At 68.4% G+C, this 26892-nt stretch carries 27 protein-coding genes; 20 read left to right on the forward strand and 7 right to left on the reverse strand.

Features of this window, described 5'->3' with window-relative positions:
- Window positions 1-62: 62 nt before the first annotated feature.
- From scpA to AB6806_RS00815, 4 genes are all read right to left on the reverse strand, one after another.
- A complete protein-coding gene (gene scpA / locus AB6806_RS00800) occupies window positions 63-2228 on the reverse strand; it encodes a methylmalonyl-CoA mutase (protein WP_370953911.1) in 2166 nt (721 codons plus the stop codon).
- Complete coding sequence (thiD, locus tag AB6806_RS00805; RefSeq protein WP_142020277.1) at window positions 2225-3049, reverse strand: bifunctional hydroxymethylpyrimidine kinase/phosphomethylpyrimidine kinase; 825 nt, start codon at window positions 3047-3049, stop codon at window positions 2225-2227. The genes scpA and thiD overlap by 4 nt, the downstream gene beginning before the upstream one ends.
- A 13-nt stretch (window positions 3050-3062) precedes the next feature.
- The gene (locus tag AB6806_RS00810; RefSeq protein ID WP_370953912.1) at window positions 3063-5036 is read right to left on the reverse strand and encodes a methylmalonyl-CoA mutase subunit beta; all 1974 of its coding nucleotides are present in this window, start codon (window positions 5034-5036) and stop codon (window positions 3063-3065) included.
- 174 nt (window positions 5037-5210) lie between these two features.
- Window positions 5211-5597: a hypothetical protein gene (locus tag AB6806_RS00815; RefSeq protein WP_038361387.1), complete on the reverse strand. Its 387-nt coding sequence runs from the start codon at window positions 5595-5597 to the stop codon at window positions 5211-5213.
- 147 nt (window positions 5598-5744) lie between these two features.
- On the opposite strand from AB6806_RS00815, the gene AB6806_RS00820 reads away from it, so the two are divergent.
- Window positions 5745-7289 (forward strand): helicase HerA-like domain-containing protein, encoded by a 1545-nt coding sequence (locus AB6806_RS00820; RefSeq protein ID WP_142020279.1) that lies wholly within the window; start codon window positions 5745-5747, stop codon window positions 7287-7289.
- A gap of 130 nt (window positions 7290-7419) precedes the next feature.
- Here the strand turns inward: AB6806_RS00820 and AB6806_RS00825 are convergent, their stop codons facing one another.
- Window positions 7420-8763 (reverse strand): Nramp family divalent metal transporter, encoded by a 1344-nt coding sequence (locus AB6806_RS00825; protein WP_142020280.1) that lies wholly within the window; start codon window positions 8761-8763, stop codon window positions 7420-7422.
- A gap of 185 nt (window positions 8764-8948) precedes the next feature.
- Between AB6806_RS00825 and AB6806_RS00830 the strand changes: the two genes are divergently transcribed.
- From AB6806_RS00830 to AB6806_RS00865, 8 genes are all read left to right on the forward strand, one after another.
- Window positions 8949-10331 (forward strand): M20/M25/M40 family metallo-hydrolase, encoded by a 1383-nt coding sequence (locus tag AB6806_RS00830; RefSeq protein ID WP_142020281.1) that lies wholly within the window; start codon window positions 8949-8951, stop codon window positions 10329-10331.
- Complete coding sequence (locus tag AB6806_RS00835) at window positions 10328-10909, forward strand: LOG family protein (protein WP_142020282.1); 582 nt, start codon at window positions 10328-10330, stop codon at window positions 10907-10909. Before AB6806_RS00830 ends, AB6806_RS00835 begins: the two co-directional genes overlap by 4 nt.
- A gap of 160 nt (window positions 10910-11069) precedes the next feature.
- Window positions 11070-11471 (forward strand): hypothetical protein, encoded by a 402-nt coding sequence (locus tag AB6806_RS00840; RefSeq protein ID WP_142020283.1) that lies wholly within the window; start codon window positions 11070-11072, stop codon window positions 11469-11471.
- The gene (locus AB6806_RS00845) at window positions 11449-12711 is read left to right on the forward strand and encodes a DNA-packaging protein (protein ID WP_370953914.1); all 1263 of its coding nucleotides are present in this window, start codon (window positions 11449-11451) and stop codon (window positions 12709-12711) included. The genes AB6806_RS00840 and AB6806_RS00845 overlap by 23 nt, the downstream gene beginning before the upstream one ends.
- Before the next feature lie 135 nt (window positions 12712-12846).
- Window positions 12847-14028, forward strand: a complete 1182-nt coding sequence (locus AB6806_RS00850) for a phage portal protein (RefSeq protein WP_370953915.1) — start codon at window positions 12847-12849, stop codon at window positions 14026-14028.
- Window positions 14025-14225, forward strand: coding sequence for a hypothetical protein (locus AB6806_RS00855; RefSeq protein ID WP_185747786.1), 201 nt, complete (start codon window positions 14025-14027; stop codon window positions 14223-14225). The genes AB6806_RS00850 and AB6806_RS00855 overlap by 4 nt, the downstream gene beginning before the upstream one ends.
- A 187-nt stretch (window positions 14226-14412) precedes the next feature.
- Window positions 14413-14919 (forward strand): HK97 family phage prohead protease, encoded by a 507-nt coding sequence (locus tag AB6806_RS00860; protein WP_113252130.1) that lies wholly within the window; start codon window positions 14413-14415, stop codon window positions 14917-14919.
- 35 nt (window positions 14920-14954) lie between these two features.
- Window positions 14955-16211: a phage major capsid protein gene (locus tag AB6806_RS00865; RefSeq protein ID WP_370953916.1), complete on the forward strand. Its 1257-nt coding sequence runs from the start codon at window positions 14955-14957 to the stop codon at window positions 16209-16211.
- Window positions 16212-16265: 54 nt separating this feature from the next.
- On the opposite strand, the gene AB6806_RS00870 is transcribed toward AB6806_RS00865, so the two are convergent.
- Together AB6806_RS00870 and AB6806_RS00875 are read right to left on the reverse strand one after the other, a co-directional pair.
- Window positions 16266-17117, reverse strand: coding sequence for a S1 family peptidase (locus AB6806_RS00870; protein ID WP_370953917.1), 852 nt, complete (start codon window positions 17115-17117; stop codon window positions 16266-16268).
- A gap of 64 nt (window positions 17118-17181) precedes the next feature.
- Window positions 17182-17949, reverse strand: coding sequence for a S1 family peptidase (locus tag AB6806_RS00875; protein ID WP_370953918.1), 768 nt, complete (start codon window positions 17947-17949; stop codon window positions 17182-17184).
- Between the two features lie 70 nt (window positions 17950-18019).
- On the opposite strand from AB6806_RS00875, the gene AB6806_RS00880 reads away from it, so the two are divergent.
- The 11 genes from AB6806_RS00880 to AB6806_RS00930 are packed head-to-tail and all read left to right on the forward strand — an operon-like array spanning window position 18020 to window position 26854.
- Entirely contained in the window at window positions 18020-18589 is a 570-nt protein-coding gene (locus tag AB6806_RS00880) for a head-tail connector protein (protein WP_142020288.1), read from the forward strand.
- Between the two features lie 2 nt (window positions 18590-18591).
- Window positions 18592-18930, forward strand: a complete 339-nt coding sequence (locus AB6806_RS00885; RefSeq protein WP_142020289.1) for a phage head closure protein — start codon at window positions 18592-18594, stop codon at window positions 18928-18930.
- A complete protein-coding gene (locus AB6806_RS00890; RefSeq protein ID WP_370953919.1) occupies window positions 18927-19337 on the forward strand; it encodes a DUF3168 domain-containing protein in 411 nt (136 codons plus the stop codon). The genes AB6806_RS00885 and AB6806_RS00890 overlap by 4 nt, the downstream gene beginning before the upstream one ends.
- 37 nt (window positions 19338-19374) lie before the next feature.
- Window positions 19375-19785: a phage major tail protein, TP901-1 family gene (locus AB6806_RS00895; RefSeq protein WP_191123245.1), complete on the forward strand. Its 411-nt coding sequence runs from the start codon at window positions 19375-19377 to the stop codon at window positions 19783-19785.
- A gap of 10 nt (window positions 19786-19795) precedes the next feature.
- Complete coding sequence (locus AB6806_RS00900; protein ID WP_133561958.1) at window positions 19796-20140, forward strand: gene transfer agent family protein; 345 nt, start codon at window positions 19796-19798, stop codon at window positions 20138-20140.
- Complete coding sequence (locus AB6806_RS00905; RefSeq protein WP_370954298.1) at window positions 20137-20337, forward strand: phage tail assembly chaperone; 201 nt, start codon at window positions 20137-20139, stop codon at window positions 20335-20337. Before AB6806_RS00900 ends, AB6806_RS00905 begins: the two co-directional genes overlap by 4 nt.
- Before the next feature lie 36 nt (window positions 20338-20373).
- Window positions 20374-20967 (forward strand): phage tail tape measure protein, encoded by a 594-nt coding sequence (locus AB6806_RS00910; protein WP_142020292.1) that lies wholly within the window; start codon window positions 20374-20376, stop codon window positions 20965-20967.
- A gap of 11 nt (window positions 20968-20978) precedes the next feature.
- Window positions 20979-21620 (forward strand): phage distal tail protein, Rcc01695 family, encoded by a 642-nt coding sequence (locus AB6806_RS00915; protein WP_142020293.1) that lies wholly within the window; start codon window positions 20979-20981, stop codon window positions 21618-21620.
- A 7-nt stretch (window positions 21621-21627) separates the two neighbouring features.
- On the forward strand, window positions 21628-22509 hold the full coding sequence (locus AB6806_RS00920) for a DUF2163 domain-containing protein (protein ID WP_142020294.1): 882 nt from the start codon (window positions 21628-21630) through the stop codon (window positions 22507-22509).
- A complete protein-coding gene (locus AB6806_RS00925; RefSeq protein ID WP_112763432.1) occupies window positions 22506-22937 on the forward strand; it encodes an NlpC/P60 family protein in 432 nt (143 codons plus the stop codon). The genes AB6806_RS00920 and AB6806_RS00925 overlap by 4 nt, the downstream gene beginning before the upstream one ends.
- Window positions 22937-26854, forward strand: a complete 3918-nt coding sequence (locus AB6806_RS00930) for a baseplate multidomain protein megatron (protein WP_370953920.1) — start codon at window positions 22937-22939, stop codon at window positions 26852-26854. Before AB6806_RS00925 ends, AB6806_RS00930 begins: the two co-directional genes overlap by 1 nt.
- The last annotated feature ends 38 nt before the right edge of the window (window positions 26855-26892 follow it).

Below are 26892 nucleotides of genomic sequence, written 5' to 3' on the forward strand. Positions count from 1 at the left end.
GCTGGTCGTAAGCATGGGGCGGGCGCGGCCTTCGGGCAGCGTCCGCCTTTCTTTTCGAGACTTTACTCGGCCGCCGTCCGCTGCGCATAGCCGAGGCGCTGGTTCAGCTCCTGCAGCAGTTTTTCCGCCGCATCTGCGATGACCGTGCCGGGCGGGAAGATCGCCGACGCGCCGGCTTCGATCAGCGCGTCGAAATCCTGCGGCGGGATGACGCCGCCGACGACGATCATGATGTCGGGCCGCCCCGCCTCGGTGAGCGCGGCCTTGAGTTCCGGCACCAGCGTGAGGTGTCCCGCCGCCAGCGAGGAGACGCCGACGATGTGGACGTCGTTCTCGACGGCCTGCCGCGCTGCCTCGTCGGGCGTCGCGAAGAGCGGACCGATATCGACGTCGAAGCCGAGATCGGCGAAGGCCGAGGCGATCACCTTCTGGCCGCGATCATGCCCGTCCTGCCCCATCTTGGCGACGAGGATGCGCGGGCGGCGCCCATCCGCCTCCTCGAAATCCTGGCACATCAATTGGACGCGCGTGACGGCTGGGTTCATCGTGCCGACCTCCCGCTTGTAGACGCCCGAGATCGCCTTGATCTCGGCCCGGTGGCGCCCGAAGACCTTCTCCATCGCCATCGAGATCTCGCCGACCGTCGCTTTGGCGCGAGCGGCCTTGACGGCGAGATCGAGCAGATTGCCATTGCCGGCCGCGCCGTTGGTCAGCGCCGTCAGTGCGGCCTGCACCTCGGTTTCGTTGCGCTCGGCCTTGAGACGTTTCAGCTTGTCGAGCTGCTGGGCGCGCACCGAGGCGTTGTCGACCTTGAGCACATCGATCGAAGCCTCGTTGTCAGGCTTGAAGCGGTTGACGCCGATGATCGCCTGCTGGCCGCCATCGATGCGGGCCTGCGTCTTGGCGGCGGCTTCTTCGATGCGCAACTTCGGGATGCCGGCCTCGATCGCCTTGGCCATGCCGCCGAGCGCCTCGACTTCCCTGATATGGCCCCAGGCTTTTTCGGCAAGCTCCGCGGTGAGCCGCTCGACATAATAGGAGCCGCCCCAGGGATCGATGATCCGGGTCGTGCCGCTTTCCTGCTGCAGCAGGATCTGGGTGTTGCGGGCGATGCGAGCCGAGAAGTCGGTCGGCAGCGCCAAGGCCTCGTCGAGTGCGTTGGTGTGGAGCGACTGGGTGTGGCCCTGCGTCGCCGCCATCGCCTCGATCATCGTGCGCGGCACATTGTTGAACACGTCCTGCGCCGTCAGCGACCAGCCGGAGGTCTGGCTATGGGTGCGCAACGGCAGGGATTTCTCGTTCTGGGCCCCGAAATCCTTGACGAGCTTCGCCCAGATCAAGCGGGCCGCGCGCATCTTGGCGACTTCCATGAAGAAGTTCATGCCGATCGCCCAGAAGAACGACAGCCGCGGCGCGAAGACATCGACGCCGAGCCCCGCCTGCTGACCGGCGCGGATATACTCGACGCCATCGGCCAGCGTGTAGCCGAGCTCGAGGTCCTGCGTCGCTCCGGCCTCCTGCATGTGGTAGCCGGAGATCGAGATCGAGTTGAATTTCGGCATGTTCGCCGAGGTGAAGGCGAAGATGTCGCCGATGATCCGCATCGAAGGCGAGGGCGGGTAGATATAGGTGTTGCGGACCATGAACTCCTTGAGGATGTCGTTCTGGATGGTCCCCGAGAGCTTGGCCTGCGGCACGCCCTGCTCCTCGGCCGCGACGATATAGAGCGCCAGCACCGGGAGCACGGCGCCGTTCATCGTCATCGACACGCTCATCTGGTCGAGTGGGATGCCGGAGAACAGCGTGCGCATGTCGTAGATCGAATCGATCGCGACGCCGGCCATGCCGACATCGCCGGCGACGCGCGGGTGATCGCTGTCATAGCCGCGATGGGTCGCAAGGTCGAAGGCGACGGAGAGGCCCTTCTGCCCGGCCGCGAGGTTGCGGCGGTAGAAGGCATTGGAATCCTCGGCCGTGGAGAAGCCGGCATATTGCCGGATTGTCCAGGGTTGGTTGACATACATGGTCGGGTAGGGGCCGCGCAGATAGGGCGCGATGCCCGGCATCGTCTCGACGAAGGGCAGGCCGTCGCGATCCCTGGGTCCGTAGACCGGCTTCACCGGGATGTCTTCCGGCGTCAGCCAGGGCTCGCCTGCGGGCAATGAAGGCGGTGCGGACGCCTTGCCGCCTGCGAAGGCGATCTTCGTGAAATCCGGGATCGCGGTCATGGCTTGCTCCCGTCCGTCTTGTCCCACCAACGGTGGAAATGATGCACCGGTCCGTGGCCATGGCCAACCGCGACCTGATCGGCGGCGGCGATGGCGGCCGAGATGTAGGTCTTCGCATGACCGACCGCCTCCGGCAGCGGCAGGCCCCTGGCGAGGTTGGCGGCGATCGCCGAGGACAGCGTGCAACCCGTGCCATGGGTGTTGCGGGTGTCGATCCGCGGCGCGTTGAAGCGCTGGCGCGTGCCGCCGGCGAGCAGGAGCAGATCGCTGCTGACGTCGCCATGCCCGTGGCCGCCCTTGACCAGGACATTGGCCGCGCCCAGGGCGGCGAGCTTCTCCGCCTGTTCGTCGACGGCCTCGTCCGTCTCGGCGATGCTGGAACCGAGCAGGGCCGCGGCCTCCGGCAGGTTCGGCGTGATCAGGGTCGCGAGCGGAAAGAGGTGCTTGCGGACCGCCTCGACCGCGGCTTCCTCGAGCAGGCGCGCGCCGGAGGCGGCGACCATCACCGGGTCGAGCACGATGTTTTTCGCACCGTGCTTTTTCAGGCCGGCAGCCACCGTCTCGATCAGCTCGGCGGTCGCCAGCATGCCGATCTTGACGGCGCCGACATCGAGATCCTCGAACACGGCATCCATCTGCTTGGCGACGAAGTCGCGCGGCACGGCATGGATCGCGCTGACGCCCTTGGTGTTCTGCGCCGTCAGCGCGACGATGACGCTGGCTCCGTAGACCTGATGCGCCGCGAAGGTCTTGAGGTCCGCCTGGATTCCGGCGCCGCCGCTCGAATCAGAGCCGGCGATGGTGAGGGCGATGGCGGTCAAGGCAGATCTCCGTTCAGGCGGCCGCGATGGCAAGCGCGCGATCCAGCGTCTCGACCACGTCGCAGCCCATGAAGATGAACGAGGAGACGCCGGCCTTGTTCAACGCCGCTTCGCTTTCGCTGGGGCGCCCGGCGAGCCAGACCGTCGCGCCCGCCTTCGCCAGCGCCTCGGCTGCAGCTGCGCCTTCCTCGGCATAGGCGGTGTCGGAGCCGCATAGGCAGGCAAGCTTGGCACCCGAGGAGCGGAACGCGCCGACGAGCGCGTCGAGGTCGGTCGCGCCGTTCTGGGCGAAGCCGTCGCTGCCCGGGGCCGAGAAGCCGCCGGCCTCGAACAGATTGCGGGCGAAGCCGGCGCGGGCGGTAAAATCGGCGATCGAGCCGAGCGTGGCCAGGAAAACGACCGGGCGCTGCGGCAGGGCATCGGCCTTGTCGCGCAGCGCCTCGAAGGGCTCGGCCAGCCGATGCGCGGGCAAGGCCTCGACACGGAGCCTCTGACTGGGTGGGATCAGCGCTTCCGGGCGCCTGGCGCCTGCGATGAAGGCTTTGACGATTTCACCGGGATTGCGTTCCGCCGTGCTGCCCGGCTGGGGGGAGGCGGCCTTCTCCACCGGGGCGATCTCCAGCACCGAGACGGCATTCTCGCGGATGTTCGGGAACTCGCTCGTGCCGGTGATCGGCACGCGTCGCGTCGCGATGGCCTTGGCCGAGGCGGCGCGTTCGCGCGCGATGCCCTGCTGGACATGGCCGTTGGCAAGCGCCGCGAGCACGCCTTGCAGGTCGTCGCTGCGCTCGCGCTCGATGTCCTGGAAACGGCTCCAACCCTGCTCGCACAGCGCCTGCGTCAAGGCCTCGAAGCCTCCCGCGCCGGCGGCGGGGTCGGCGACGCGCCAGAGATTGGATTCCTCCAGCAGGATGAGCTGCGTGTTGCGGGCGACGCGCCGGGCAAACAGGTCGGGCAGGCCGAGCGCCGCGGTGAAGGACTGGACGGTGAGCGAATCGGCGCCGCCGACACCGGCGGAGAAGGCCGCGACGGTGCCGCGCAGCAGATTGACCCAAGGGTCGCGCCGGGTCAGCGAGCGCCAGGCGGTTTCGGCATGGATCGTCGCCGGCTTCGGCTCCAGCCCACAGGCTTGCTGCACCCGGTTCCAGAGCAGGCGGGCGGCGCGGAACTTCGCCACGGTCATGAACTCGTCGGTATCGGCGACGAGCGTGAAGGCGATGGCGTCGCGCGCTTCCTGCAGCGACAGGCCCTGCGCCTCCAGCGCGCGCAGATAGGCGAGCGCCGTCGCCAGCGCGGCGCCGAGCTCCTGGGCTTCGGTGGCGCCGGCCTCGTGATAGGGGCGGGTATCGACCGTGACGAAGGGGCCCTTGAAGCCACGCTGTTTCAGCGCCGCGATCACCACCGCCAGCCGGCGGCCGACCTCCGGCCAGGGCGCCGCGAGCGAGCCATGGCTGGCGAGGACGCCGATCGGGTCGAAACCGAACTCCACCGACAGCTCGCCTGGGGCGTGGCCGCGTTTCTCGATCAGGGCGGCGAGCATGAGCGCGTTGACGCGTCCCTGCGGTGCCGGATCCAGCCTGAGGCGGATCAGGTCGAGCATCACGCCGTCCAGCGCGCTGTCGAGTGTCGCGACATCGTCGGCAACAAGGCCATAGCCGCGAGCGGCGCGTGCACCGGCGAAAGCGATGGTGAGCATGTCGGCTCCGCCTTCGAGCTCGGCCAGCGCCAGCCTGCGCGCCTCCTCCGCTTGCGGATGATCGACCCGCGCCACGACATGCCAGCGACCGGCCTCAGCACGGAAGGCCCGCTCGCCCGATGCCGCTTCGTAGAGCGGTTCGATGCGGATGCCGTCGGCGCTGCGCCCGACCAGTTTCTTCTCGAAATCGGCGCCCTTCAGCACCTTGTCGACGGCAGTTCGCCACGCCTCACGCGAAGCGGCCGGAAAGGCGTCGAGATAGGGCAGGTCGGATGAGGTCGCCGAGTTCATGCGCGCCGATGCTCCCTTCCGCACGATGTGCCGTCGCGGGGACTGATTGCCACGGGCGCGGCCGCACGGCCATCCCTACTTCGTCGCACGGCCGGTGCGCAAACGCACGGCCGTCGTGAGCTGAAAAGAAAACACCGCCCGAAGGCGGTGCTTGGAGACTGCGATGCGCGCCGCTCAGACGAACTGGCCGAGCCCTGGGATCGCGCCGACGATGGCGCCCATCGTGTCCTCGCCCGCCTTCTCGCGGCCATAGGCGAACATTTCCTTCGAGACGGATTGGATCTGCGGCATCGAGAGGCCGGCCCCCATCAACTGGCCGCCGAGCGCCATGACGCCGCCGCCTCCGCCCATCAGGCCGCCGATCGCGCCGAGCACGCCGCCCTTGGCGCCGCCTTCGGCATCCGCGAGCTCCTGAGAGCCCGGCAGCGCCGCCATCAACTGGCTGATCTCGCTCGTCGGGCCTTCCTTCTGCAGGAAGGCGAGGATGATGCCGAGGGCCTTGCGGGCCAGATCTTCGTTGAGGCCGGACGCCGCAACGATCCTTGAAATCAGTTCATCCATGTCGTGTGTCCTTACCCGGCCGATACGGCCTCCCGAAAAATAGTTTACATATTTACGATCCAATTCCAACGGCCATCGGGCTTCCGCCCTCTGCGTCCTTTGGTTACAGGTTTAACCTGACAGTTTTGAGAGCGATGGACGGTGACGATGGCGGATGACGGTGCGATTCTGATCGGCAAGAGCGGCAAGCCGGAGAACCTCCTGCTGAAGCTCGCCAACCGCCACGGCCTCGTGACGGGCGCGACCGGCACCGGCAAGACCGTGACCTTGCAGGTGATGGCGGAAGGCTTCGCGCGCAGCGGCGTGCCGGTCTTCGCCGCCGACATCAAGGGCGATCTCTCCGGCATCGTGGCGCCGGGCGATTCCAAGCCGGCCTTCGTCAGCCGGGCCAAGGAAATCGGCGTCAAATACGAGCCCGACCAGTTCACCACCGTCTTCTGGGACGTCTTTGGCGAGCAGGGGCACCCGGTCCGTGCCACCATCTCCGAGATGGGGCCGCTGCTGCTGGCGCGGCTGCTCGACCTCAACGACACGGCCGAGGGCGTGCTCAACATCGCCTTCCGCATCGCCGACGAGCAGAAGCTCCTGCTGCTGGATCTCAAGGATCTGCGCGCGATCCTGACCTTCATCGCCGAGAACGCTTCGGACCTGACGACGAAATACGGCAATGTCAGCCCGGCGACCGTCGGCACGATCCAGCGCGGACTTCTGGTGCTGGAGAACCAGAAGGGCGATCTGTTCTTCGGCGAGCCGGCGCTCGACATCAACGACCTGATGAAGACGGATCGCGACGGCCGCGGGGTCATCAACATTCTCGCCGCCGACAAGCTGATGAACAATCCGCGACTCTACGCGACCTTCCTGCTCTGGCTGCTCTCCGAGCTGTTCGAGCAGCTTCCCGAGGTCGGTGACCTCGACAAGCCGAAGCTTGTCTTCTTCTTCGACGAGGCGCATCTGCTCTTCAACGGGGCTCCGAAAGCCCTGCTCACGGCGGTCGAGCAGGTGGTGCGCCTGATCCGCTCGAAGGGCGTCGGCGTCTATTTCGTCACGCAGAACCCGCTCGATGTCCCCGATACCGTGCTCGCCCAGCTCGGCAACCGCGTCCAGCATGCGCTGCGCGCCTTCACCCCGCGCGACCAGAAGGCGGTGCGCGCCGCCGCCGAGACCTTCCGCCAGAACCCCAAGATCGATACCGAACAGGCCATCACCCAGCTCGCGGTCGGCGAGGCGCTGATTTCGATGCTGGAGGGCAAGGGCTCGCCCGAGATGGTCGAACGCGCGCTGATCGCGCCGCCGATGGCGCAGGTCGGTCCCTGCACCCCGCAGCAGCGTCAGCAGGCGATCAACAGCTCTCCCGTGAAGGGCAAGTACGACACCATGGTCGACCGCGAGTCGGCCTATGAAGTGCTGATGCAGCGCAAGAACCTTAATCCGGACGGCTCGCCGATCGAGGCGTCGACGGATGGCGGCGGGGGCGGCGGCATTCTCGACACGATCGGCGGCTGGCTCGGCGGCGGGGCTCCGCAGCAGCGGCCCAAGACCGGCCCCGGCTCGCGCGGCGGCCCGCTGCCGCAGAGCATGACCGAGAAGATCATCACCTCGGCGGCGCGCTCGGCCGCGACCTCGATCGGCCGCCAGGTCGGCACCGCGATCCTGCGTGGTATTTTGGGCTCGATGACCGGGAAGCGCTGAGCGCGGGCGCCAGGCGTCATTCTCGGGCGGCGCGAAGCGCAGACCCGAGAATCTCAGGCCGGAAGGGGTGCGGGAGCCTCTTTCGGCAGGAGATGCCCGGGGCAAGCCCGAGCATGACGAGACCGGGGCCTCAAGACCCCGTCGCGAAATCAACGATCAGTTTGAGGTTCAGCACGATGATGATCGCCGCGGTCAATGCGGCGATCACGGTCAGCCAGCGCGGCGCCACCAGCTCGCCCATCTTGGTCTTCGAGGCCGTGAACATCACGAGCGGCACCACCGCGAAGGGGAGCTGCAGGCTGAGGACCACCTGGCTGAGGATGAGCAGTTTCGCCGTCTGGCCCTCACCATAGATCAGCGTGACGACAATCGCGGGCACGATGGCGACGAGCCGGGTCACGAGCCGCCTCAGCCAGGCCGCCAGCCGGATGCGCAGGAAGCCTTCCATCACGATCTGCCCGGCCATGGTCGCCGTCACCGTCGAGTTCAGGCCGCAGCAGAGCAGGGCGATGGCGAAGAGCGAGGGCGCGATCGAGGAGCCGAGCAGCGGCTGCAGCAGCTCCTGTGCCCGGCCGAGCTCGGCAACGTCGGTATGCCCGCCCTTGTAGAAGGTTGCGGCGGCCAGGATCAGGATCGCGGCGTTGATCACCAGGGCGAAGGTCAGCGCGACGGTCGAGTCGATCGTTGCGTATTTCAGCGCCTCGCGTTTCTCCGGCAGCGTGTGACCATAGGCGCGAGTCTGGACGATGCCGGAGTGCAGGTAGAGATTATGCGGCATCACCGTCGCGCCGATGATGCCGAGCGCGATGTAGAGCATGTTCGGATTGGTGACGATCTCGGTCGTCGGCGCGAAGCCGCGAATGACTTCGCCCCAGTTCGGATCGGCGAGCGCGATCTGGATGGCGAAGCAGACCGCGATCACGCCGAGCAGCGTGATGATGAAGGCCTCGATCCAGCGAAAGCCCTTGGTCTGCAGCCACAGGATGATGAAGACGTCGAGGGCGGTGATCATCACGCCGATCTCGAGCGGGATGCCGAAGAGCAGGTTGAGGCCGATGGCCGTGCCGATCACCTCGGCGAGGTCGGTGGCGCAGATCGCGAGCTCGGCGAGGAGCCAGAGCGGCCAGGCCATATAGGGCGGATAGGCATCGCGGCAGGCCTGGGCGAGGTCGCGCCCCGTCGCGACCGCGAGCCGCGCGCAGAGCGACTGCAGGATCACCGCCATGATGTTGGAGATGAGCGCGACGACGAGGAGGGTGTAGCCGAACTGCGCCCCGCCCGCGAGCGAGGTCGCCCAGTTGCCGGGGTCCATATAGCCGACGGCGACCAGATAGCCCGGTCCGAGAAAGGTCAGGAATTTCCGCCAGGACGAGGATGTCGGAGCCACAGAAACCGAGCGGAACACATCGGCGAGCGAGGGCTCGCCGCGCGATCGAAGCCAGATCGACGAGGATTCCGGAGTGCCCTGGGACATGGTCTGACCTTGCTGCAACTTATTTGCAATAAGCCTTATAGAGCGCTCCGGTGCCTGTCAATGCAGTTGCGAAGCGTTATCAATTTGAGCGTGTGTGAAGCCGGGCGGCAATGCGCGATGAGGGGCTGACGCCCGGGCCGGGGCTTGCCATGATGCCGTCACCTGAATCGCATCCGATGGCCGCCATGTCCCAGCTTCCCGCTATTCTCGCCCGTCTCGATGCCGGGCTCGACGCCTCGCTCGAGCGTCTCTCTTCCTGGCTCGAGATTCCGTCGATCGGCACCGATCCGGCTTTCAACGCGCAGACCCGCGCCGCTGCCGAGTGGCTCCGCGCCGATCTGGAAGCGCTCGGCTTCAAGGCGGAGCTGCGCGAGACCGGCGGTCACCCCGTCGTATTGGCGCATCGGCCCAAGCCCGGCGCGCCGCATGCGCTGTTCTACGGCCATTACGACGTGCAGCCGGTCGATCCGCTGAATCTCTGGGATACCGAGCCGTTCAAGCCGGTCATCCGCGAGATCGAGCCGGGCCGCAAGGTCATCTCGGCGCGCGGCGCCTGCGACGACAAGGGCCAGGTGATGACCTTCATCGAGGCCGTGCGCGCGACGCTGGCCGAGACTGGCGATCTGCCCATCGGCCTGACCATCCTCGTCGAGGGCGAGGAGGAATCGGGCTCCGTCAACCTGCCGCCCTACATCAAGGCCAATGCCGCCGAGCTCAAGGCGGATTACGCGCTCATCTGCGACACCGGCATGTGGGATCGCGAGACGCCGCTGATCACCTCGACCCTGCGCGGCATGGTCTATCAGGAGGTGACGCTGACGGCAGCCGATCGCGATCTGCATTCGGGCCTGTTCGGTGGCGCCGCCGCCAATCCCATCCATATCCTCGCCAGGATACTCGGCGAGCTTCATGATGAAACCGGCCGCATCACCGTCCCCGGCTTCTATGACGGCGTGCACGAGCCGACCAATGCCCAGAAGGCCGAATGGGCCGATCTCAACCTCACCGAGAAGGAATTCCTCGGGCAGATCGGCCTGAAGCATTCCATCGGCGAGAAGGGCCGGATGCTGATCGAGCAGATCCAGTCCCGCCCGACCTGCGACGTCAACGGCATCTGGGGCGGCTATACCGGAGAGGGCAGCAAGACGGTCATTCCGGGCCAAGCTTCGGCCAAGGTCTCCTTCCGCCTTGTCGGCGATCAGGACCCCGTGAAGATCGCCGCCTCCTTCCACCAGTTCGTCCGCGACCGGCTGCCGGATGACGTGACGGCCGAATTCATCAGCCATTCCGGCTCGCCGGCTCTCGCCGTGCCGCCGGATTCACCGGTGCTCCAGAAGGCGCGCAAGGCGCTGGCCGACGAATGGGGCGGGCGCGTGGTTTCCATCGGCAGCGGCGGCTCGATCCCCGTCGGCGGCGATTTCAAGCGCACGCTCGGTATCGACACGCTCTTCGTCGGCTTCGGCCTCGACGACGACCGCGTGCATTCGCCGAACGAGAAATACGACCTGTCCTCCTTCCACAAGGGCCAGCGTTCCTGGGCCCGCATCTTGCAAGCTCTCGGTTCATGAAATCAGTCTGTGTCTTCTGCGGTTCCAATCCCGGCAATGACCCCGTCTATGCGGCCGGCGCCCGCGCCATGGGCGCCGAGATCGCAAGGCGGGGCCTGACACTGGTCTATGGCGGAGGCGCCGTCGGGCTGATGGGCATCGTCGCCAATGCCGCGATGGAGGCCGGCGGCGAAGTCCACGGCGTCATTCCCAAGGCGCTGCGCGATCGCGAGGTCGGCCATGTCGGCCTGACCCGGCTCGAGGTCGTCGACACCATGCACACGCGCAAGGCCCGCATGGCGGAGCTGTCGGATGGCTTCATCGCCATGCCTGGCGGCATCGGCACCTTCGAGGAGCTATTCGAGATCTGGACCTGGGGCCAGCTCGGCATCCATTCCAAGCCGCTCGGCCTGCTCAACGTTGCTGGGTTCTACGATCCGCTGGCCATATTCCTCGACCAGACCGTGGAGGCCGGCTTCCTCAAGCAGAGCCACCGCGCCATGGCGATGACCGATACGGAGCCGGCGACGCTGCTCGACCGTATGGAGGCCTATGTTCCGGCGGCGACCTATAAATGGGTCGAGAAGGAAGAGGTCTGACTTAATCCCCGGGATTGCCCTCTCAGGTTGTAGGAATATTATCTTGACATTGTGACGCTGATCCGGTAGAGATCAGGAACGCTCACGAAATATGCCCGAACGAAGCCGCCGCGCTCTCCAGCCGGCGGCTTTTTCGTGGCCGTCATCCGAGAGGGACGTCATGGCCGAAGAGGACGAGACAACGTCGCAGCCAGCCGCTGAGCTGAAGCCGAAACGGAAGACGGTCTCGCGCAAGGCGGTGGTGGGTCAGCTCTGGCGTGCCGCCAAGCGCCAGATCGATACGCATGAGGAACATCTCGCCGACCTGCCGAGGGGCACGACCGCAAGCGAGGCCGACGCTAAGGCGTTGGCCGTGCTTGCCCGCACCGTCCGCGAACTGGTCGCGATCGAGGAGCCTCAGGCCACAAGGAAGGACAAGCGCACGGATGAGCCTTCCGCTGCCGATGATCTGCGACATGTCGCACAGCTCCGTCAGGATCTTGCTCGACGTCTTGAAGCCCTTGTCGCTCAGGACGCGCGTGAGAATTCTGAAGAAGCTGATGCCGACAGCGACGCCGGATGAGGTCGAACTCATTCGGAATACCTGGAATATCTGGGCGCGCCCCGATCAGTTGCCACCCGAACCGCTGAAGCCGATCTGGCTCGTCCTCGGCGGACGCGGCGCCGGCAAGACCCGCACCGGCGCCGAATGGGTCAGGGGTATGGCGCTGGGCCATCCGCCTTTCGCGGACTTGCCGACGGAGCGGATTGCCCTCGTCGGCGAGACGCAAGGACAGGTCCGCGACGTAATGATCGAGGGCGTTTCCGGGCTGCTGGCGGTCCATGCGCGTGGGGAGCGGCCGAACTGGCAGCCCTCGCTGCGCCGCCTGCAATGGCCGAATGGCGCGATCGCGCAGGTTTTCTCCGCCGAAGATCCGGAGGGCCTGCGCGGTCCGCAATTCGGCGCCGCATGGTCCGACGAGCTGGCGAAATGGCCGAACCTTCAGGAGTGCTGGGACATGCTGCAATTCGGCCTTCGCCTCGGCGACCATCCCCGTCAGGTCATCACGACGACGCCCCGCCCCGTGTCGCTGGTCAAGCGCCTGCTGGTCGAGCCCCATGTCGCGGTGAGCCGGGCGAGGACACAGGACAACCATTACAACCTCGCCGCGGAATTCGTCCGCACGGTCACGCAAACCTATGGCGGGACGCGGCTCGGCCGCCAGGAACTCGACGGCGAGATCGTGGAGGAGAGCCCGGACGCGCTCTGGACACGGGCCATGATCGAGGCGGCCCGCGAGCGCCGGCACCCGCCGCTCGCGCGGATTGCCGTCGCCGTCGATCCGCCTGCCTCGTCCTCGCAGCGGGCCGACCGCTGCGGGCTGGTCGTGGCCGGCATCGATAGCGACGGCCTCGGTCATGTGGTGGAGGATGCGACGATGGCCGGCGCCCGCCCGCAGGAATGGGCCGAGAAGGCGGTGGCGCTCTATCGGCGTTACGAGGCAGATGTCCTGGTCGTCGAGGTCAACCAGGGCGGCGAGATGGTCGAGAGCGTCATCCGCGAGATCGATGCCGGCGTTCCGGTCGTCCCGGTGCGGGCGACGCGCGGCAAATATCTCCGCGCCGAGCCGGTTGCCGCGCTCTATGCGCAGGGCCGCGTGCGCCATGCCGGCCCCCTCCCGGAGCTGGAGGACGAGATGTGCTCCTTTGGCCCAGGCGGCCTCGAAGGCGGCCGCTCGCCCGATCGGCTCGACGCACTCGTCTGGGCGCTGACCCATCTGATGCTCGCGCCCAAGGGCCGGCCGCGGGTGAGGGGGATGTAGCCTTCACCGTCATTCTCGGGCGGCGCAGAGCGCCGACCTGAGAATTTCATGAGGGGAGAGACCCGGTTTCCGGGATGGTCGGGTCGAGCCCGACCATGGCGGCACGTCGTTTCACGCTCCAACAGCGAGATCTCCATGTTCGATTTCCTTCGCAGCCTGCGCGGCCGAGCCGCGCCGGACCAGAAGCGCTCGCGCGTCGGGCCGCTCATTGCCCTGCACGAGGCTGGGCGAGCGGTCTGGACGCCGCGCGATTATGTCGCCCTGTCCCGCGAGGGCTATGAGCGCAATCCGGTGGTGCATCGTTGCGTGCGCCTGATCGCGGAGGCGGCGGCGCAGACGCCGCTCGTCGCCAAGGTCGGCGACCGCGAGGTGCCCGAACACCCGGCATTGGCGCTGATCGAGCGACCCAACCCGCGCCAGGGCGGCATCGCCTTCCGCGAGATGCTGTTCGGCCATCTGCTCGTCGCCGGCAATGCCTATGTCGAGGCGGTGAACGCTGGCCGCGAGCCGCGCGAGCTCTATGCGCTGCGGCCTGACCGGATGCGTGTCGTGCCGGGCCGCGATGGTTGGCCGGAGGCTTACGACTATACCGTCAGCGTCGACACCGTGCGCTTCCGGCAGGACGAGGCCGAGGTGCCGCCGATCCTGCACCTGACGCTGTTCCACCCGATCGACGATCATTACGGCCTCTCGCCGGTCGAACCGGCGGCATCAGCGCTCGACATCCACAATGCCGCCAGCAACTGGCACAAGGCTCTGCTCGACAATGCCGCGCGCCCGTCCGGCGCGCTGGTCTATGACGGACCGGGCGGCGCGACGCTGACCGAGGCGCAATTCGACCGGCTGAAGCAGGAGCTGGAGGATTCGTTCCAGGGCGCGCGCAACGCCGGCCGGCCACTGCTGCTCGAGGGCGGGCTCGACTGGAAGCCGCTCTCGCTGACGCCGGCGGAACTCGACTTCGTCGCGGCCAAGGGCGTGGCGGCGCGCGAGATCGCGCTTGCCTTCGGCGTGCCGCCGCTGCTGCTCGGTTTGGCCGGCGACAACACCCACGCCAATTTCGCCGAGGCCAACCGCGCGCTCTGGCGCCAGACCGTGATTCCGCTGGTGAGACGATCGGCGCAATCGCTGGCGCAGTGGCTCGGGCCCGCCTTCGGTGACGAGCTCTCGCTGGAGCCCGATCTCGACGCGGTCGAGGCGCTGGCCGACGAGCGGGAATCGCTCTGGCGGCGCCTCGGTGCGGCGGATTTCCTCGACGACGACGAGAAACGCGAGGCGGTCGGCTACGGCCGGCGTGCTTCCGGGAAGGAGCCATCATGACCATGCTCGACCAGATCGTCACGGCCTTCATCGGCCGGGCCGATGTCGGCCATCTCGGCCTGCTGCTCTGGGCCGCGAGCGCATCCGGCCTCGCCTGGCTCGTCCTGCGCGAGCTGACGGCGGCGAACCGGCGCTTCGACGATTTCGTCCGCGAGCTCAACCGCTTCAACGCACGCCACGAGGGGGATCAGTCATGAAAGGCAGCAGCGATGCGAAACCGCCATCGATCCGGCGAGGCACCGGCCAGGCGCAGCCGGCCAAGGCGAGGCCGGGCGGCGTGACCACGGAGACCTTCAGCCGCTTTGTCCGCAACTTGGCCAAGCTGGAGGGTGGGCAGCTCCAGGCTGGCAAGGGATCGCGCGGAAGCGGCGGGGAGGGCGGTCGATGAGCGATCTCCATCGTCTTCCGCTCGAATCCAAACTCCTGCCCCTGCAACCTTCGCGCATTGCCGTCGACGGCAGTTTCGAGGGCTATGCCAGCCTCTTCCGCATCCCCGATCTCGGCAAGGACGTGGTCGAGCCCGGCGCCTTCCGCGACAGCATCGCCCGGCGCGGCCCTTCCGGCGTCAAGCTGCTCTGGCAGCACGACCCGGCCGAGCCCCTCGGCCGCTGGCTCAGCCTCGCCGAGGACAGTCGCGGCCTCTTCGTGCGCGGCAAGCTCTCGCTGGCCGTCGCCCGCGCCCGCGAGATCTACGCTTTGATGCGGGAGGGCGCCATCGACGGGCTCTCGATCGGCTTTCGCCCCGAAAAGGCGCGCAACGAACCCAGATCGGGTCTGCGCCGCCTGGAGCGCGTCGATCTCTGGGAGGTCTCGATCGTCACCTTCCCGATGTTGCCGCAGGCCCGGATCAGCGCCGTCAAGACGGCCTTCCGCAAGCCTGCTTTCGCCTGACCATCACCCCAAGAAAGACCCTGCAAGGAGAAGCCATGACCCGTTTCGACACCGCCCCCGAGACCAAGGCCGCCGGCGCCGACCTCGCGCTTGCCTTCGAGGATCTGCGCTACACGCTGGAAAGCTATCGCGCTGCGAATGACGAGCGCCTTGCGGAGATCGAGGCCCGCAACGGCGCCGATCCGCTGACCGAGGAGAAGCTCGTCCGCATCGACGCCGCGCTCGACGACACCATGCGCCGCATCGACCGGCTGACGTTGGAGCGCGGCCGTCCGGCACTGGGCCATGACGGCCAGGGCGCTCATGGCCGCGACCCGCTCGTCGCCGAACACAAGGCCGCCTTTGCGGCCTATGTCCGCACCGGCGAGGCCGGGGGGCTGAAACGCCTGGAAGCCAAGGCGCTCTCCGCCGGCTCCGGCCCGGATGGCGGCTATCTGGCGCCGTCGACCGTCGAGGGCGAGATCCTGCGCCGCCTGGCCCATGTCTCGCCGATCCGTTCGCTCGCGACCGTCCGCACCATCTCGTCGGGCACCTACAAGAAGGCCTTCTCCACGACCGGCCCGGCTTCCGGCTGGGTCGCGGAGGCGGCGGCGCGTCCCCAGACGGGCTCGCCCACGCTGGCCGAGCTCTCCTTCCCGGCGATGGAGCTTTACGCCATGCCGGCCGCAACGCAGACGCTGCTCGACGACGCCATCGTGAACATCGACCAGTGGATCGCCGAGGAGGTCGAGAGCGCCTTCGCCGAACAGGAGGGCGCAGCCTTCGTCAACGGCGACGGCACCGACAAGCCCAAGGGCTTCCTGGCCTATCCGACGGTGGCGGAAGCGAGCTGGAGCTGGGGCAATATCGGCGTGCTCAACACCGGCGTCGCCGGCGCCTTCGCCGCCTCCAACCCCTCCGACGTTCTAGTCGACCTCGTCTACGCGCTGAAGGCCGGCTATCGCCAGAACGCCTCCTTCGTGATGAACCGCAAGACGCAAGGAACGGTCCGCAAGTTCAAGGATGCCAACGGCAATTATCTCTGGCAGCCGCCGGCTTCCGCCGGGGCGCCGGCGACCCTGCTCGGCTTCCCGCTGGTCGAAGCGGAGGACATGCCGAACATCGCCAACAACGCCGTCTCGGTCGCCTTCGGCGATTTCCGGCGCGGCTATCTCGTCGTCGACCGGGCCGGCGTGCGCATCTTGCGCGACCCCTACTCCGCCAAGCCTTACGTGCTGTTCTATACCACCAAGCGCGTGGGCGGCGGCGTGCAGGACTTCGCGGCGATCAAGGGCCTCAAATTCGCCGTCTGACGATCGAGGCGCGCCCCGCATCCCCGCCAGGGTGCGGGGCGTCCTTATTCCCCGTCAGCGCGAAAGCCACCAGCTCCAGCCGGAACTGACCTGCGGCTGGACGGCCTCCTCCGAGCGGCCGTCCGCTCCCAGCGCCAGCAACCGCGCGCTGCCCGTGGCGATCCAGTCCCGATGGTCGCTCACCGGGGTGATCGCGGTGAAGCCGCCGCAGATACGGCGTGCGCGCGTCTTCAGCGGTCCGCTCGACCAACTGACGATGCCGACGAGATCGCGCGAGCGGGAGGAGCCGCGCAGGACCGGCCCACCCGAATCGCCGCGGCAGGCGCCGGCGCCGGGCGTTTCGCCCCGCGCCTCGACATCGACGGCGACCTTGACGGTGTTCTGTGTGGTGTAGTTGCCGGCGTTGACGAGCTGCGTCTCCCGCAGGCGTCGCGCCGTGCGCTTGTTGTCCTCGGCGGAAAGGCCGTAGCCCGCCATGGTGACGGTCTCGCCCTGCGAGAGATAGCTGCCGACAGCGAGCGGCTGAATGTCGAGCGGCAGGGGCTGCGCCAGACGCAGCAGGGCGAGGTCGGTGCCCGGCTGCGTGCGCGGCGTCGTGCCGGGCACGAAGCTCGGATGCGGCAGCACGGCGATGACGGGCTGGTGCCGCGCCCGGAAGCGCGGATCGAGGCTGACGACGCTGATCGAGCCGCCATCCATCAGGCAATGCGCGGCCGTGAGGATGATTTCAGGTGCGATGACAGCCCCGGAGCAGAGCTCGCCCCGGCTGGTCTCGACCCTGACGGTCGAGGCGCGCGTGCCGTTCGCATCGCGCGAATTGACGCCTCCGACGACGGCGGAAGCAGGTTGCGCCAGGGTCGAGAGGGCGCAGGACAAGGACAGGATGGCGAGGGCGCGCGCGAGCATGGAACACATCAACGAGGTCGGTGGAACAATTTAGAGGCTGTCGCGCCCCAGTCCAGCGTTTCCGTCAGCGACCGTTGGTCCAGCGCGCAGTTTCACCCCATTGCGCCAGCGTCGCGTCGATCCAGCCACGTTGCGGACCGATGAGAATGCCCTGGCTGAGCAGGCCGCAATTGCGCTTGGCCGGCCCGGTCGACCAGCTGCTCACGGCGACGACGCCGGCCCCGCTGAAGATCGGGCCGCCCGAATCGCCCTGGCAGGCGCCGGCACCCGGCCGCTTTCCTGCTCCGGCGGGATCCGCGGCCCAGAGCAGGACATGCCCGGGCCCGTAGGGCTCGATGACGGAGAGGGCGGCGGAGCGATAGGTGCCGGTCGTACGCGCTTCGCCCTCTTGCGAGACGCCATAGCCGGTCAAGGTGACCGGGGCGCCGGCGCGCGGCTGGGCGCCGTCGTCGAGCGTCGCAGCGACGAAGCGCGCCGGCAGCGGCTCGGCCATTCGGATGAGGGCGAGGTCGATCGAGCGGCGGCGGTTGCTGACCGCCTTCGCGTTGAATTCGGGATGCAGGCCCACCGCGGCCGGCGCGATCAGAACCGGCTCGCTGCCCGCGCGCCAGTGAATGCGCAATTCCGTGCCGCCGGCCGCGCAATGGGCGGCGGTGAGGATCGCGCGGGCCGATAGCACGATGCCTGTGCAGACGCCGCCGCGCGCATTCAGCACCATCAAGGTCGCGGTTTCGGCCGGGCCGCCCTCGCGCCCACCGACGACGGCCTGCGCCGGAGCGAGCCCGACTCCGCAGGCTAGGCCGAGGCCGAGAAACCAGTTCGCGATCCGCATCGGGCGCTCCTTCCAGAGCTGCGCTGATAGCGCGTCGCTTCCCGCAATTGAACCCTTGAACGGAGCGATCATGACGCCGCTTGCCCTGGAGCCGCCCGTTGCGGAGCCGGTTTCGCTCGCCGAGGCCCGGCTGTTCCTGCGTCTCGACCAGACCGAGGAGGACGATCTGCTGGCGACGCTGATCACGGCCGCGCGGCTGATGGTCGAGGCGGTATCGGGCCGCTGCCTGATCGACCAGCGCTGGCGGATCGTGCTGGATCGCTGGCCTGTCGGCGGCGAAATCCGCCTGCCGCTGTCGCCCGTGGGCGCGATCGAGGCCGCGCGTGTCTACGATCTGCTGGGCGTCGCCCAGGCGGTGGCCGGGACGGCTCTGGCGCTCGATACGCTGGCGGATCCGCCCTTGATCCGCATCGTCGGCGAGGTGCCGGAAATCGGACGGGCGCATGGCGCGATCGAGATCGATATCACCGCCGGCTACGGGACATCGGCGGACGCGGTCCCGGCCCCGTTGCGCCAGGCGGTGCTCCGCCTCGCTGCGCGTTGGTTCGAGCAGCGCGGCGATGTCGCGAGCCGCGATGCACAGGGGCTGCCGCCCGAGATCATGGCGCTGGTCGCGCCCTATCGCCGCGCGAGGCTCTGACCATGGCGGAGATTCTGATCCCTGCCATTGGCCGGATGCGGCGCCGGCTCGTGCTGGAAGCGCCGGTCGCGACGCCGGACGGCCTCGGCGGCGCGACGCAGAGCTTCGCCGCGGCCGGCGCGCTCTGGGCGCAGCTCGAATGGCTCTCGGGCGTCGAGCAATGGCGCGAAGGGCGGCCCGAGCAGCTCGCGCGATACCGCGTCACCCTGCGCTGGCGCAGCGACATCGATGCCGGGCGGCGCCTGCGCGACGGCGAGCGCATCTTCGACATCCGCGCGGTGGCCGATCCCGACGGTTCGCGCCGCCGGCTGGTTTGCCTGGTCGAGGAGGTCAAGCCGTGAGCGACGCCATCCTGGCTCTGCGCGCCGCGATCCAGGCGCGGCTTGCCGCGGACGCGCCCCTGAACGCCCTGATCGGCCCCGATCGCATCTTCGACGAGGCGCCCCGCGCCGCGCGAGGCCTTTACGTCGTCCATGGCGATGTCGAGGCGCACGATTGGTCGGCCGGAGGCGAGCGTGGCTGCGAGCAGGAGCTGACGCTGATCATATGGGCCGCCCAGAGCAGCTCCGCCCGCCAGGCATTGGAGGCCGCGAGGCTGATCGTGACGGCGCTGGACGATGCCGATCTCACCCTCGACGGGCACAGCCTCGTCAATCTGCGCTGGCTCTCGAGCCGGCTGGCGCGCGAACCGCGCGGCGGGCTTCCCAACGTGACGATCCGCTTCCGCGCGGCGACCGAGCCGCTCTGAACACCCGAAACATCGCGACAATCGAAGGAGGCGCCGCATGCCGGCACAGAAGGGCAAGGATCTGCTGCTCAAGGCGGCGGATGGGGAGGGCGGTTTCACCACCGTCGCAGGGCTGCGTGCCCGCCAGATCGCGTTCAATGCCGAGACGGTGGACGTGACCCATGCGGAATCGGCCGGGCGCTGGCGTGAGTTGCTGGAAGGCGCCGGGGTCCGCCGCGCGAGCATCAGCGGCTCCGGCATCTTCAAGGATGCGGCCTCGGACGCGCTCGTCCGCCAGACCTTCTTCGATGGCGCGATCCGCGACTGGCAGGTGGTCGTGCCGGATTTCGGCACGGTCGCCGGGCCGTTCCAGCTCACCAGCCTCGAATATCGCGGCGACCATGCGGCGGAGGTCACCTTCGACCTTTCGCTGGAATCGGCCGGCGCACTCGCCTTCACAGCGCTCTGAGGAGACCGGCATGGTCAATCGTCATCGCGGCGAAACCGCGCTCATGATTTCGGGCGAGGCCCTGCCGATGCGCCTCACCCTGGGCGCGCTGGCCGAGCTCGAGCACGCCTTCGCGGTCGACAGCCTGCCAGCGCTCGGACAGCGCTTCGTCTCAGGCCATCTCTCGGCGCGCGACATCATCCGCATCATCGCCGCCGGCCTGCGCGGCGCGGGCAAGGTGATCCGCGACGAGGAGGTCGCGGGGCTGTCCTTCGACGGTGGGCTCGCTGGGGCGATCAAGGCCGCCATCGCCCTGCTGGAGGCGACCTTCGGCGAGGGCGAGCCCGTCCGCCCTCCGCAGCCGCCGGAAGCCTGAGCGCACCGGCGGCCTTTCCCTGGGAGGAGGTGATGGCCTTCGGACTCGGCCGGCTCGCCTGGCCGCCGGATCGCTTCTGGGCGGCGACCCCGCGCGAGCTGGCTGCAGCGATGAAGGCTTGGGGTTGGGGAGCGTCGGGCGCCGCGACCGAACGCACGGCTTTCGAGGCATTGATGGCCGCTTTTCCCGACATCTGACGCAACGTCTTGAATCAATTTCTGAAGAGGATCGTCATGGCCGATGAGACCGATTTCGACTCCGTCCGTCTTTCCGATCTGCGGACGATGGATTCCCTGACTCAATCCCTCAACCGCTCTTCGCAAAGCTTTGGTAAATCGATCGTAAATGCCTTTTCGCGCGGTGTCGTCGAAGGCAAGCGCTTCGAGGACGTGTTGCGCGGTGTCGGGCGCTCGCTGACCGACGGCCTGCTCAAGAATGCGCTGAAGCCGCTGCAGACCGGCATCTCCAATCTGCTCGGAACGGGTATCAAAAGTCTGACCGGCCTGTTCACCGGCGGTTTCGGTTCGCTCGGCGGTGGGGCTTCGGTACCGGTCGCCCCTTTCGCGGAGGGCGGCATCGTCGCCTCGCCTTCCTATTTCCCGACCGGGCGCGGCCTCGGCCTGATGGGCGAGCGCGGCGCCGAGGCGATCATGCCGCTCTCGCGCGGGCCGGATGGGCGCCTCGGCGTCAGAGCCGGCGGCGGGGCACGCCCGCTCAACGTCACGGTGCAGGTCTCGACACTCGATGCCGAGAGCTTCCGCCGTTCGGAGGCGCAGGTTTCGGCCGCGATTGCGCGGGCCGTGGCGCGCGGCGGCCGCGCACTCTGACGAGGCAGGTCATGACCGATTTCCATGACGTCCGCTTTCCGCTCGACGTTGCGCGTGGGGCGCGGGGTGGGCCGGAGCGCCAGACCCAGATCGTGACGCTCGCCTCCGGCCGCGAGGTCCGTAACAGCCGCTGGGCCCATTCGCGCCGCCGTTACGATGCGGGCCTCGGCGTGCGTTCCTTCGACGCGCTGGCGCAGGTCGTCAGCTTCTTCGAGGAGCGTCGCGGCAGGCTCTTCGGCTTCCGCTGGCGTGACCAGCTCGACTGGAAGAGCTGCGCGCCTTCGCAGGCGCCGGCCGCGATCGATCAGATCATCGGGATCGGCGACGGGCTGACGGCGGCGTTCCAGCTCCGCAAGAGCTACGGCACGGGAGCGTCCGCCTATAGCCGGACCATCGCCAAGCCGCAGGCGGGCAGCGTGCTCGTCGCCGTCGACGGTGTCGCGCAGATGTCGGAGGAGGCCTTTTCCTGCGACACAGCGACCGGGCTCGTCACCTTCGCCGCCGGTCATATCCCGCCCGCCAATGCCGTCGTCACGGCCGGCTTCGCCTTCGACATTCCCGTCCGCTTCGACACCGATGCGATCGAGGTCGATCTCTCGGCTTTCGAGGCTGGCGAGATCCCGCGCATTCCGGTCGTCGAAATCCTGCCCTGAGGCTGCCATGCGCGACATCCCGCCCGACCTTGCCGCCCATCTCGAAGGCGGCGCGACGACGCTGTGCCGCTGCTGGAGCCTGACACGGCGCGACGGCTTCGTTCTCGGCTTCACCGACCATGACCGGCCGCTCGCCTTCGAGGGCATCGCCTTCGCCGCCGTGACCGGGCTCGAGGCGGCCGAGGCCACGGCCGAGCTCGGCTTCGCCATCGGCGGTGGCGATGTCGCCGGTGCGCTCGCCGCGACCGGGCTGAACGAAGCCGATCTGGCGCGCGGCCTCTACGACGATGCGCGTCTGCGGATCTGGCTGGTGGACTGGTCGGAAACCGGCCAGCGCGTGCTGCTCGAAGAAGGCTTCGTCGGCGAGGTCAGGCGGGGCGAGAGCGGTTTCACGGCCGAGGTCCGCAGCTTTGCCAAGGCCTTCGACGAGGAGCGCGGCCGGCTCTATATGCGCTCCTGCTCGGCCGATCTCGGCGATGCCCGCTGTGGCCTCGCAATAGCGGTGGTCGAGGCGGTCGTGGCGGAGAGCGACGGCCGCCTCGCGCTCTCCGCGGTGGGGATGGGGGCTTATGCCGACGGCCATTTCACCGGCGGCAAGCTCGTCTTCACCGCCGGAGCCAATGCCGGCTTCGCCACCGAGGTGAAGCGCCATGGCCGGGAAGGAAGCCTGGCGGTGTTCCAGCTCTGGCAAGCGGCCCCCGCGGCGATTGCTCCCGGAGACGCGTTCAGCGTGACGCCGGGTTGCGACAAGAGCTTTGCGACCTGCCGGGCGAAGTTCGGCAACGGCGTCAATTTCCGCGGCTTCCCGCATATGCCGACCTCCGACTTCATCATCGGCGGTGTCCGGCCGGGCGACGGCGCCCTCGATGGCGGGAGCCTGTTTCGATGAAACGGGACGAGATCGTCGCCGCCGCACGGGAGTGGCTGGGAACGCCCTATCATCACCAAGCTTCGCTGCGCGGCGTCGGCTGCGACTGCCTGGGGCTGGTGCGCGGCGTCTGGCGCGAGCTGTGCGGACCCGAGCCGGAAGCGCCGCCGCCCTATTCGCCGAGCTGGGCCGAGAGCCTGGGCCGGGAGACGCTGGCGCTGGCGGCGTTGCGCCACCTCGCGCCGGTCGTGCCGGAGGCGGTGCGGCCGGGTGACGTGCTGCTCTTCCGCTGGCGCGAGCATCTGCCGGCCAAGCATTGCGCCATCCTGAGCGCTCCCGATCGCATCATCCACGCCCATGACGGCGCGGCTGTCGCCGAGGTGGCCTTCACTGGCTGGTGGCGGCGCCATCTCAGCCATGCCTTTTCCTTTCCCGGAGTCAGCGACTGATGGCGACGCTTCTTTTGCAGGTGGCGGGCGCGGCGCTTGGCACCGCGCTGGGTGGGCCGGTGGGCGGCGCCATCGGCCAGGCGCTCGGCGGTCTCGCAGGCGCGACCGTCGACCAGGCCTGGCTCGGCGGCTCGGGCGGGAACAAGATCGTCGAAGGGCCGCGGCTGAAGGAGGTCAACGGCCTCGCGGCAACGGAAGGCGCCGCGATTCCGCGTCTCTATGGCCGGGCGCGGCTGGGAGGGCAGCTCATCTGGGCGACGCGCTTCGAGGAGGAGATCAAGCTTTCGATCGCCCGGACCAAGAGCGGCGGCAAGGGCGGACGCGCGCAGAAGACCTACGAGACAACCTACAGCTACTATGCGAACCTCGCGATCGGCCTCTGCGAGGGACCGATCGCCTTCATCCGCCGCATCTGGGCCGATGGCCGCGAGCTCGACGTGAATACGGTGGTGATGCGGGTCCATCACGGCGATGAAGCGCAGGAGCCCGACCCGTTTATAGTCGCCAAGGAGGTCGGCGAGGCGCCGGCCTATCGCGGGCTCGCCTATGTCGTCTTCGAGCGCTTTCCGCTGGCGGATTACGGCAACCGCATCCCGCAATTCGATTTCGAGGTCGTGCGCGCGGTGGATGGCCTGGGCGCCATGATCCGCGCCGTCGCGCTGACTCCCGGCGCCGGCGAATTCGTCTACGACATCCGGCCGGTCAGCCACGAGCCCGAGGCCGGCGTCACCGAAAGCCTGACACGCCACCAGCTCTATGGCGGCGCGGATGTCGATACCGCGATCGGCCATCTCGTCGCGCTTTGCCCCAATCTCAGGCGTGTTTCGCTCGTCGTCTCCTGGTTCGGCGACGATCTGCGCGCCGGCTCTTGCAGCGTCGCGCCTCGTGTCGAGGTCGCGCATAAGCCGACTGTCGGCGCGGAGTGGTCCGTTGCGGGGCTGAGCCGCGCTTCGGCCCGTCCGGTCAGCCAGATCGAAGGCCGCCCGGCCTTCGGAGGAACCCCCTCGGACGAGAGCGTGATCGCGTTGATCCGCCGCCTGCGCTTCGACCACGGGCTGGAGGTGGTGCTCTATCCCTTCCTGATGATGGATATCCCTGCCGGCAACGGCCTGCTGGATCCGCATTCGGGAGCGGCCAGCCAGCCGCGCTATCCCTGGCGCGGTCGCCTCACCTGCGATCCCGCCCCGGGCCGACCCGGCACTCCGGATGGAACCTTCGTCACGGCGGCGCAGGTCGCGGCCTTCATCGGCACCGTCGCCCCCGCCGACATGAGCGCGGCCGGCAGCGCCGTTTCCTGCGCCAAGCCGGACGAATGGTCCTATCGCCGCTTGGTCATGCACTGCGCCATGCTGGCGCAGGCGGCAGGTGGCGTCGAAGGCTTCGTCATCGGTTCGGAATTGATCGGGTTGACGCGCCTGCGCGATGCGAGCGGCTATCCGATGACCGGGCATCTCGTCGCGATTGCCGAGGATGTGCGGACGATCCTGCCGGCGACGACGCTGACCTATGCCGCCGACTGGACCGAATACGGCGCCGATGTCCGCAATGGCGGGCAGGATATCGACTTCCCGCTCGATCCGCTCTGGGCCTCGCCCGCCATCGGCGCTATCGGCATCGACTATTATCCGCCGCTCTCCGATTGGCGCGATTCCGCCGCGCATGCCGATGCCGCCATCGCACGCGGCCCGGCCGATCTCGCCTATCTGCGCGGGCGTCTGATGTCAGGCGAAGCCTATGACTGGTATTACGCCGACGAGGCCGGACGGGCCGCGCAGGAGCGTTTGCCGATCACCGACGGCGCCTATGGCAAGCCCTGGCTGTTCCGCCCGAAGGACCTCGTCAGCTGGTGGAGCCATCCCCATATCCGTCGCGCCGGCGGCGTGGAGACCGGCGCAAGCGCTTTCGTGCCCGGCGCCAAGCCGATCGGGCTGACCGAGATCGGCGTGCCCGCGGTGGACAAGGGCGCGAACGCACCGAATGTCTTCCCGGATGTGAAGTCGGACGAGGGTGGCGTGCCGCCGTTCTCGAGCGGAGCGCGCGACGATCTCGTGCAGGCCCGCGCCCTGGAGGCGATCATTTCCGGCTTCGATCCGGCCCGTACCGGCTTCGAGGCCGCGCGCAATCCGGTCCACCCGGTCAGCGGCATCCGCATGGTCGACCCGGCGCATATCTTCGTCTGGAACTGGGATGCGCGGCCGTTTCCTGCTTTTCCCGATCTCGGCGGCATCTGGGCCGATGGCAGCAATTTCGAGACCGGCCACTGGCTCAACGGCCGCCTCGAAGGCACGCCGGTCGATCGGCTCGTGGCGAAGCTGCTGGCCGATTTCGGCTTGCCGCCCACCGACCGGATCGTCGTGGACGGCTTTCTCGACGGCTATCTGCTCGACCGGCCGCTCTCGGCCCGGCAAGCGCTGGAGCCGCTCGCCCAGACCTTCGGCTTCGATGCGGTGATGAGCTCAGGCACTTTGCGCTTCGAGGGCAGGGGTGGCGCCGTGTCGCGCCGGCTCGGCTCGGACGATCTGATTCTCGACCGTGACGGTGAGCCTTTCGCCCTCAGACGCATGCAGGAGACGGAGTTGCCGCTCGAATTGCGGCTTGGCTTCAGCGATGGCGAGAACGGCTATCGCAGCGCCGCCGCGCGCTCGCGCCGCCTCGCCGGCGCCGCCCGGCGCGAGGTCGCGGTCGAGACGGCGATCGTCACGCGCATGGCGGAAGGCCAGCGCCTCGCCGACCAACGCCTGCAGGAGGCCTGGGCAGCGCGCGAGACGCTCGAATGCGAGGTCTCGCCCCGCTGTCTCGACCTCGAGCCGGGTGATGTCGTCGCCTTGCCGGTGGAGGGGAGCGACCGTCTTTTCCGGATTACCCGCATTGCCGACGGGCCCACCCGACGCATCGCGGCGCGGTTGGTCGAGCCGGCGATTTATCGGACCGCCGGTATCAAGGGAGGCGACCGGCCGCCGCGGCTGCCGCCGCCTCTGCCGGGACGGCCTCTCGCCGTGCCGCTTGCACTGCCGATCGTGACAGGACAGCCGCCGGCGCTGCTCTCCCTGGCCGCTTTCGCGGCGCCCTGGCCCGGAGCGCTGGCGATCTGGCGGGCCGGGGATACCGGCCTCTTCGATCTCGCCGGCTTCGTCGAGGCCCCCTCGATCGTGGGTGAGACGCTGACCGACCTTCCGGCCGGACCGCTCTGGCGCAGCGATCGGCACGCGGTGCTGGAGGTGAAGCTTCGGGGTGGCGTGCTGTCTTCCGTCCCGGCCGAGAGCGCTCTCGCCGGGGCCAACGCGCTCGCCCTGATCGACGAGGCGGGTGGCATCGAGCTCGTCACCGTCTCGCAGGTCGAGCTGATCGGGCAGCAGCGCTTCCGCCTGTCGGGCTTCCTGCGCGGGCTCGGCGGTTCGGAAGCGGCCGCGCAACGTCACCTGGCGGCGGGCGCGCGGGTCGTGGTGCTCGACGGCTCGGCCGTCGCGCTGACCAGCGATCTCGCCGATCTCCATCGGACGCTGCGCTACAGGGTCGGCCCGGCGCGGCAGGATGTCGGCGATCCGACGATGGTGGAGTTTTCCGCCGACGTCGAAGGGCCGGCGTTGCTGCCGCTATCGCCGGTGCGCGTGCGGGCGAGGCGCACCGAAGGTGGCATCGCGTTGAGTTGGCTGCGGCGCACACGCGTCGAGGGTGATTCCTGGGATCTGGCGGAGGTGCCGCTCGGTGAGGAAAACGAGCGCTACCTCGTCGCTATTCTCGATGGGGACATCGCGGTTCGTAGCGCAACCGTGAACGAAGCGGGCTGGCATTATCCCACGGAGCAGGAGAATCTCGATTTCGGCGGACCGCGGAGCGAGATCTCGCTTTCGGTGCGCCAGCTTGGCGGGGCGGTCGGCCCCGGGCAGGAATGGCGTGGACATGTCGCGGTGGTCTGACCTCGCCTGGGTTGTGGAATGGACCGGGCATTCATGGC

Origin of the sequence: Allobosea sp. RCC_152_1 (genome assembly GCF_041360765.1) — a bacterium.
Taxonomy (GTDB): Bacteria; Pseudomonadota; Alphaproteobacteria; order Rhizobiales; family Beijerinckiaceae; genus Allobosea; species Allobosea spartocytisi.

Bases quoted from the DNA above. Each gene is read 5' to 3' on its own strand.
- scpA (WP_370953911.1), bottom strand. From the start codon at position 2,228: ATGACCGCGATCCCGGATTTCACGAAGATCGCCTTCGCAGGCGGCAAG.
- AB6806_RS00810 (WP_370953912.1), bottom strand. From the start codon at position 5,036: ATGAACTCGGCGACCTCATCCGACCTGCCCTATCTCGACGCCTTTCCG.
- AB6806_RS00815 (WP_038361387.1), bottom strand. From the start codon at position 5,597: ATGGATGAACTGATTTCAAGGATCGTTGCGGCGTCCGGCCTCAACGAA.
- AB6806_RS00820 (WP_142020279.1), top strand. From the start codon at position 5,745: ATGGCGGATGACGGTGCGATTCTGATCGGCAAGAGCGGCAAGCCGGAG.
- AB6806_RS00825 (WP_142020280.1), bottom strand. From the start codon at position 8,763: ATGTCCCAGGGCACTCCGGAATCCTCGTCGATCTGGCTTCGATCGCGC.
- AB6806_RS00830 (WP_142020281.1), top strand. From the start codon at position 8,949: ATGTCCCAGCTTCCCGCTATTCTCGCCCGTCTCGATGCCGGGCTCGAC.
- AB6806_RS00835 (WP_142020282.1), top strand. From the start codon at position 10,328: ATGAAATCAGTCTGTGTCTTCTGCGGTTCCAATCCCGGCAATGACCCC.
- AB6806_RS00840 (WP_142020283.1), top strand. From the start codon at position 11,070: ATGGCCGAAGAGGACGAGACAACGTCGCAGCCAGCCGCTGAGCTGAAG.
- AB6806_RS00845 (WP_370953914.1), top strand. From the start codon at position 11,449: ATGCCGACAGCGACGCCGGATGAGGTCGAACTCATTCGGAATACCTGG.
- AB6806_RS00850 (WP_370953915.1), top strand. From the start codon at position 12,847: ATGTTCGATTTCCTTCGCAGCCTGCGCGGCCGAGCCGCGCCGGACCAG.
- AB6806_RS00855 (WP_185747786.1), top strand. From the start codon at position 14,025: ATGACCATGCTCGACCAGATCGTCACGGCCTTCATCGGCCGGGCCGAT.
- AB6806_RS00860 (WP_113252130.1), top strand. From the start codon at position 14,413: ATGAGCGATCTCCATCGTCTTCCGCTCGAATCCAAACTCCTGCCCCTG.
- AB6806_RS00865 (WP_370953916.1), top strand. From the start codon at position 14,955: ATGACCCGTTTCGACACCGCCCCCGAGACCAAGGCCGCCGGCGCCGAC.
- AB6806_RS00870 (WP_370953917.1), bottom strand. From the start codon at position 17,117: ATGCTCGCGCGCGCCCTCGCCATCCTGTCCTTGTCCTGCGCCCTCTCG.
- AB6806_RS00875 (WP_370953918.1), bottom strand. From the start codon at position 17,949: ATGCGGATCGCGAACTGGTTTCTCGGCCTCGGCCTAGCCTGCGGAGTC.
- AB6806_RS00880 (WP_142020288.1), top strand. From the start codon at position 18,020: ATGACGCCGCTTGCCCTGGAGCCGCCCGTTGCGGAGCCGGTTTCGCTC.
- AB6806_RS00885 (WP_142020289.1), top strand. From the start codon at position 18,592: ATGGCGGAGATTCTGATCCCTGCCATTGGCCGGATGCGGCGCCGGCTC.
- AB6806_RS00895 (WP_191123245.1), top strand. From the start codon at position 19,375: ATGCCGGCACAGAAGGGCAAGGATCTGCTGCTCAAGGCGGCGGATGGG.
- AB6806_RS00900 (WP_133561958.1), top strand. From the start codon at position 19,796: ATGGTCAATCGTCATCGCGGCGAAACCGCGCTCATGATTTCGGGCGAG.
- AB6806_RS00910 (WP_142020292.1), top strand. From the start codon at position 20,374: ATGGCCGATGAGACCGATTTCGACTCCGTCCGTCTTTCCGATCTGCGG.
- AB6806_RS00915 (WP_142020293.1), top strand. From the start codon at position 20,979: ATGACCGATTTCCATGACGTCCGCTTTCCGCTCGACGTTGCGCGTGGG.
- AB6806_RS00920 (WP_142020294.1), top strand. From the start codon at position 21,628: ATGCGCGACATCCCGCCCGACCTTGCCGCCCATCTCGAAGGCGGCGCG.
- AB6806_RS00925 (WP_112763432.1), top strand. From the start codon at position 22,506: ATGAAACGGGACGAGATCGTCGCCGCCGCACGGGAGTGGCTGGGAACG.
- AB6806_RS00930 (WP_370953920.1), top strand. From the start codon at position 22,937: ATGGCGACGCTTCTTTTGCAGGTGGCGGGCGCGGCGCTTGGCACCGCG.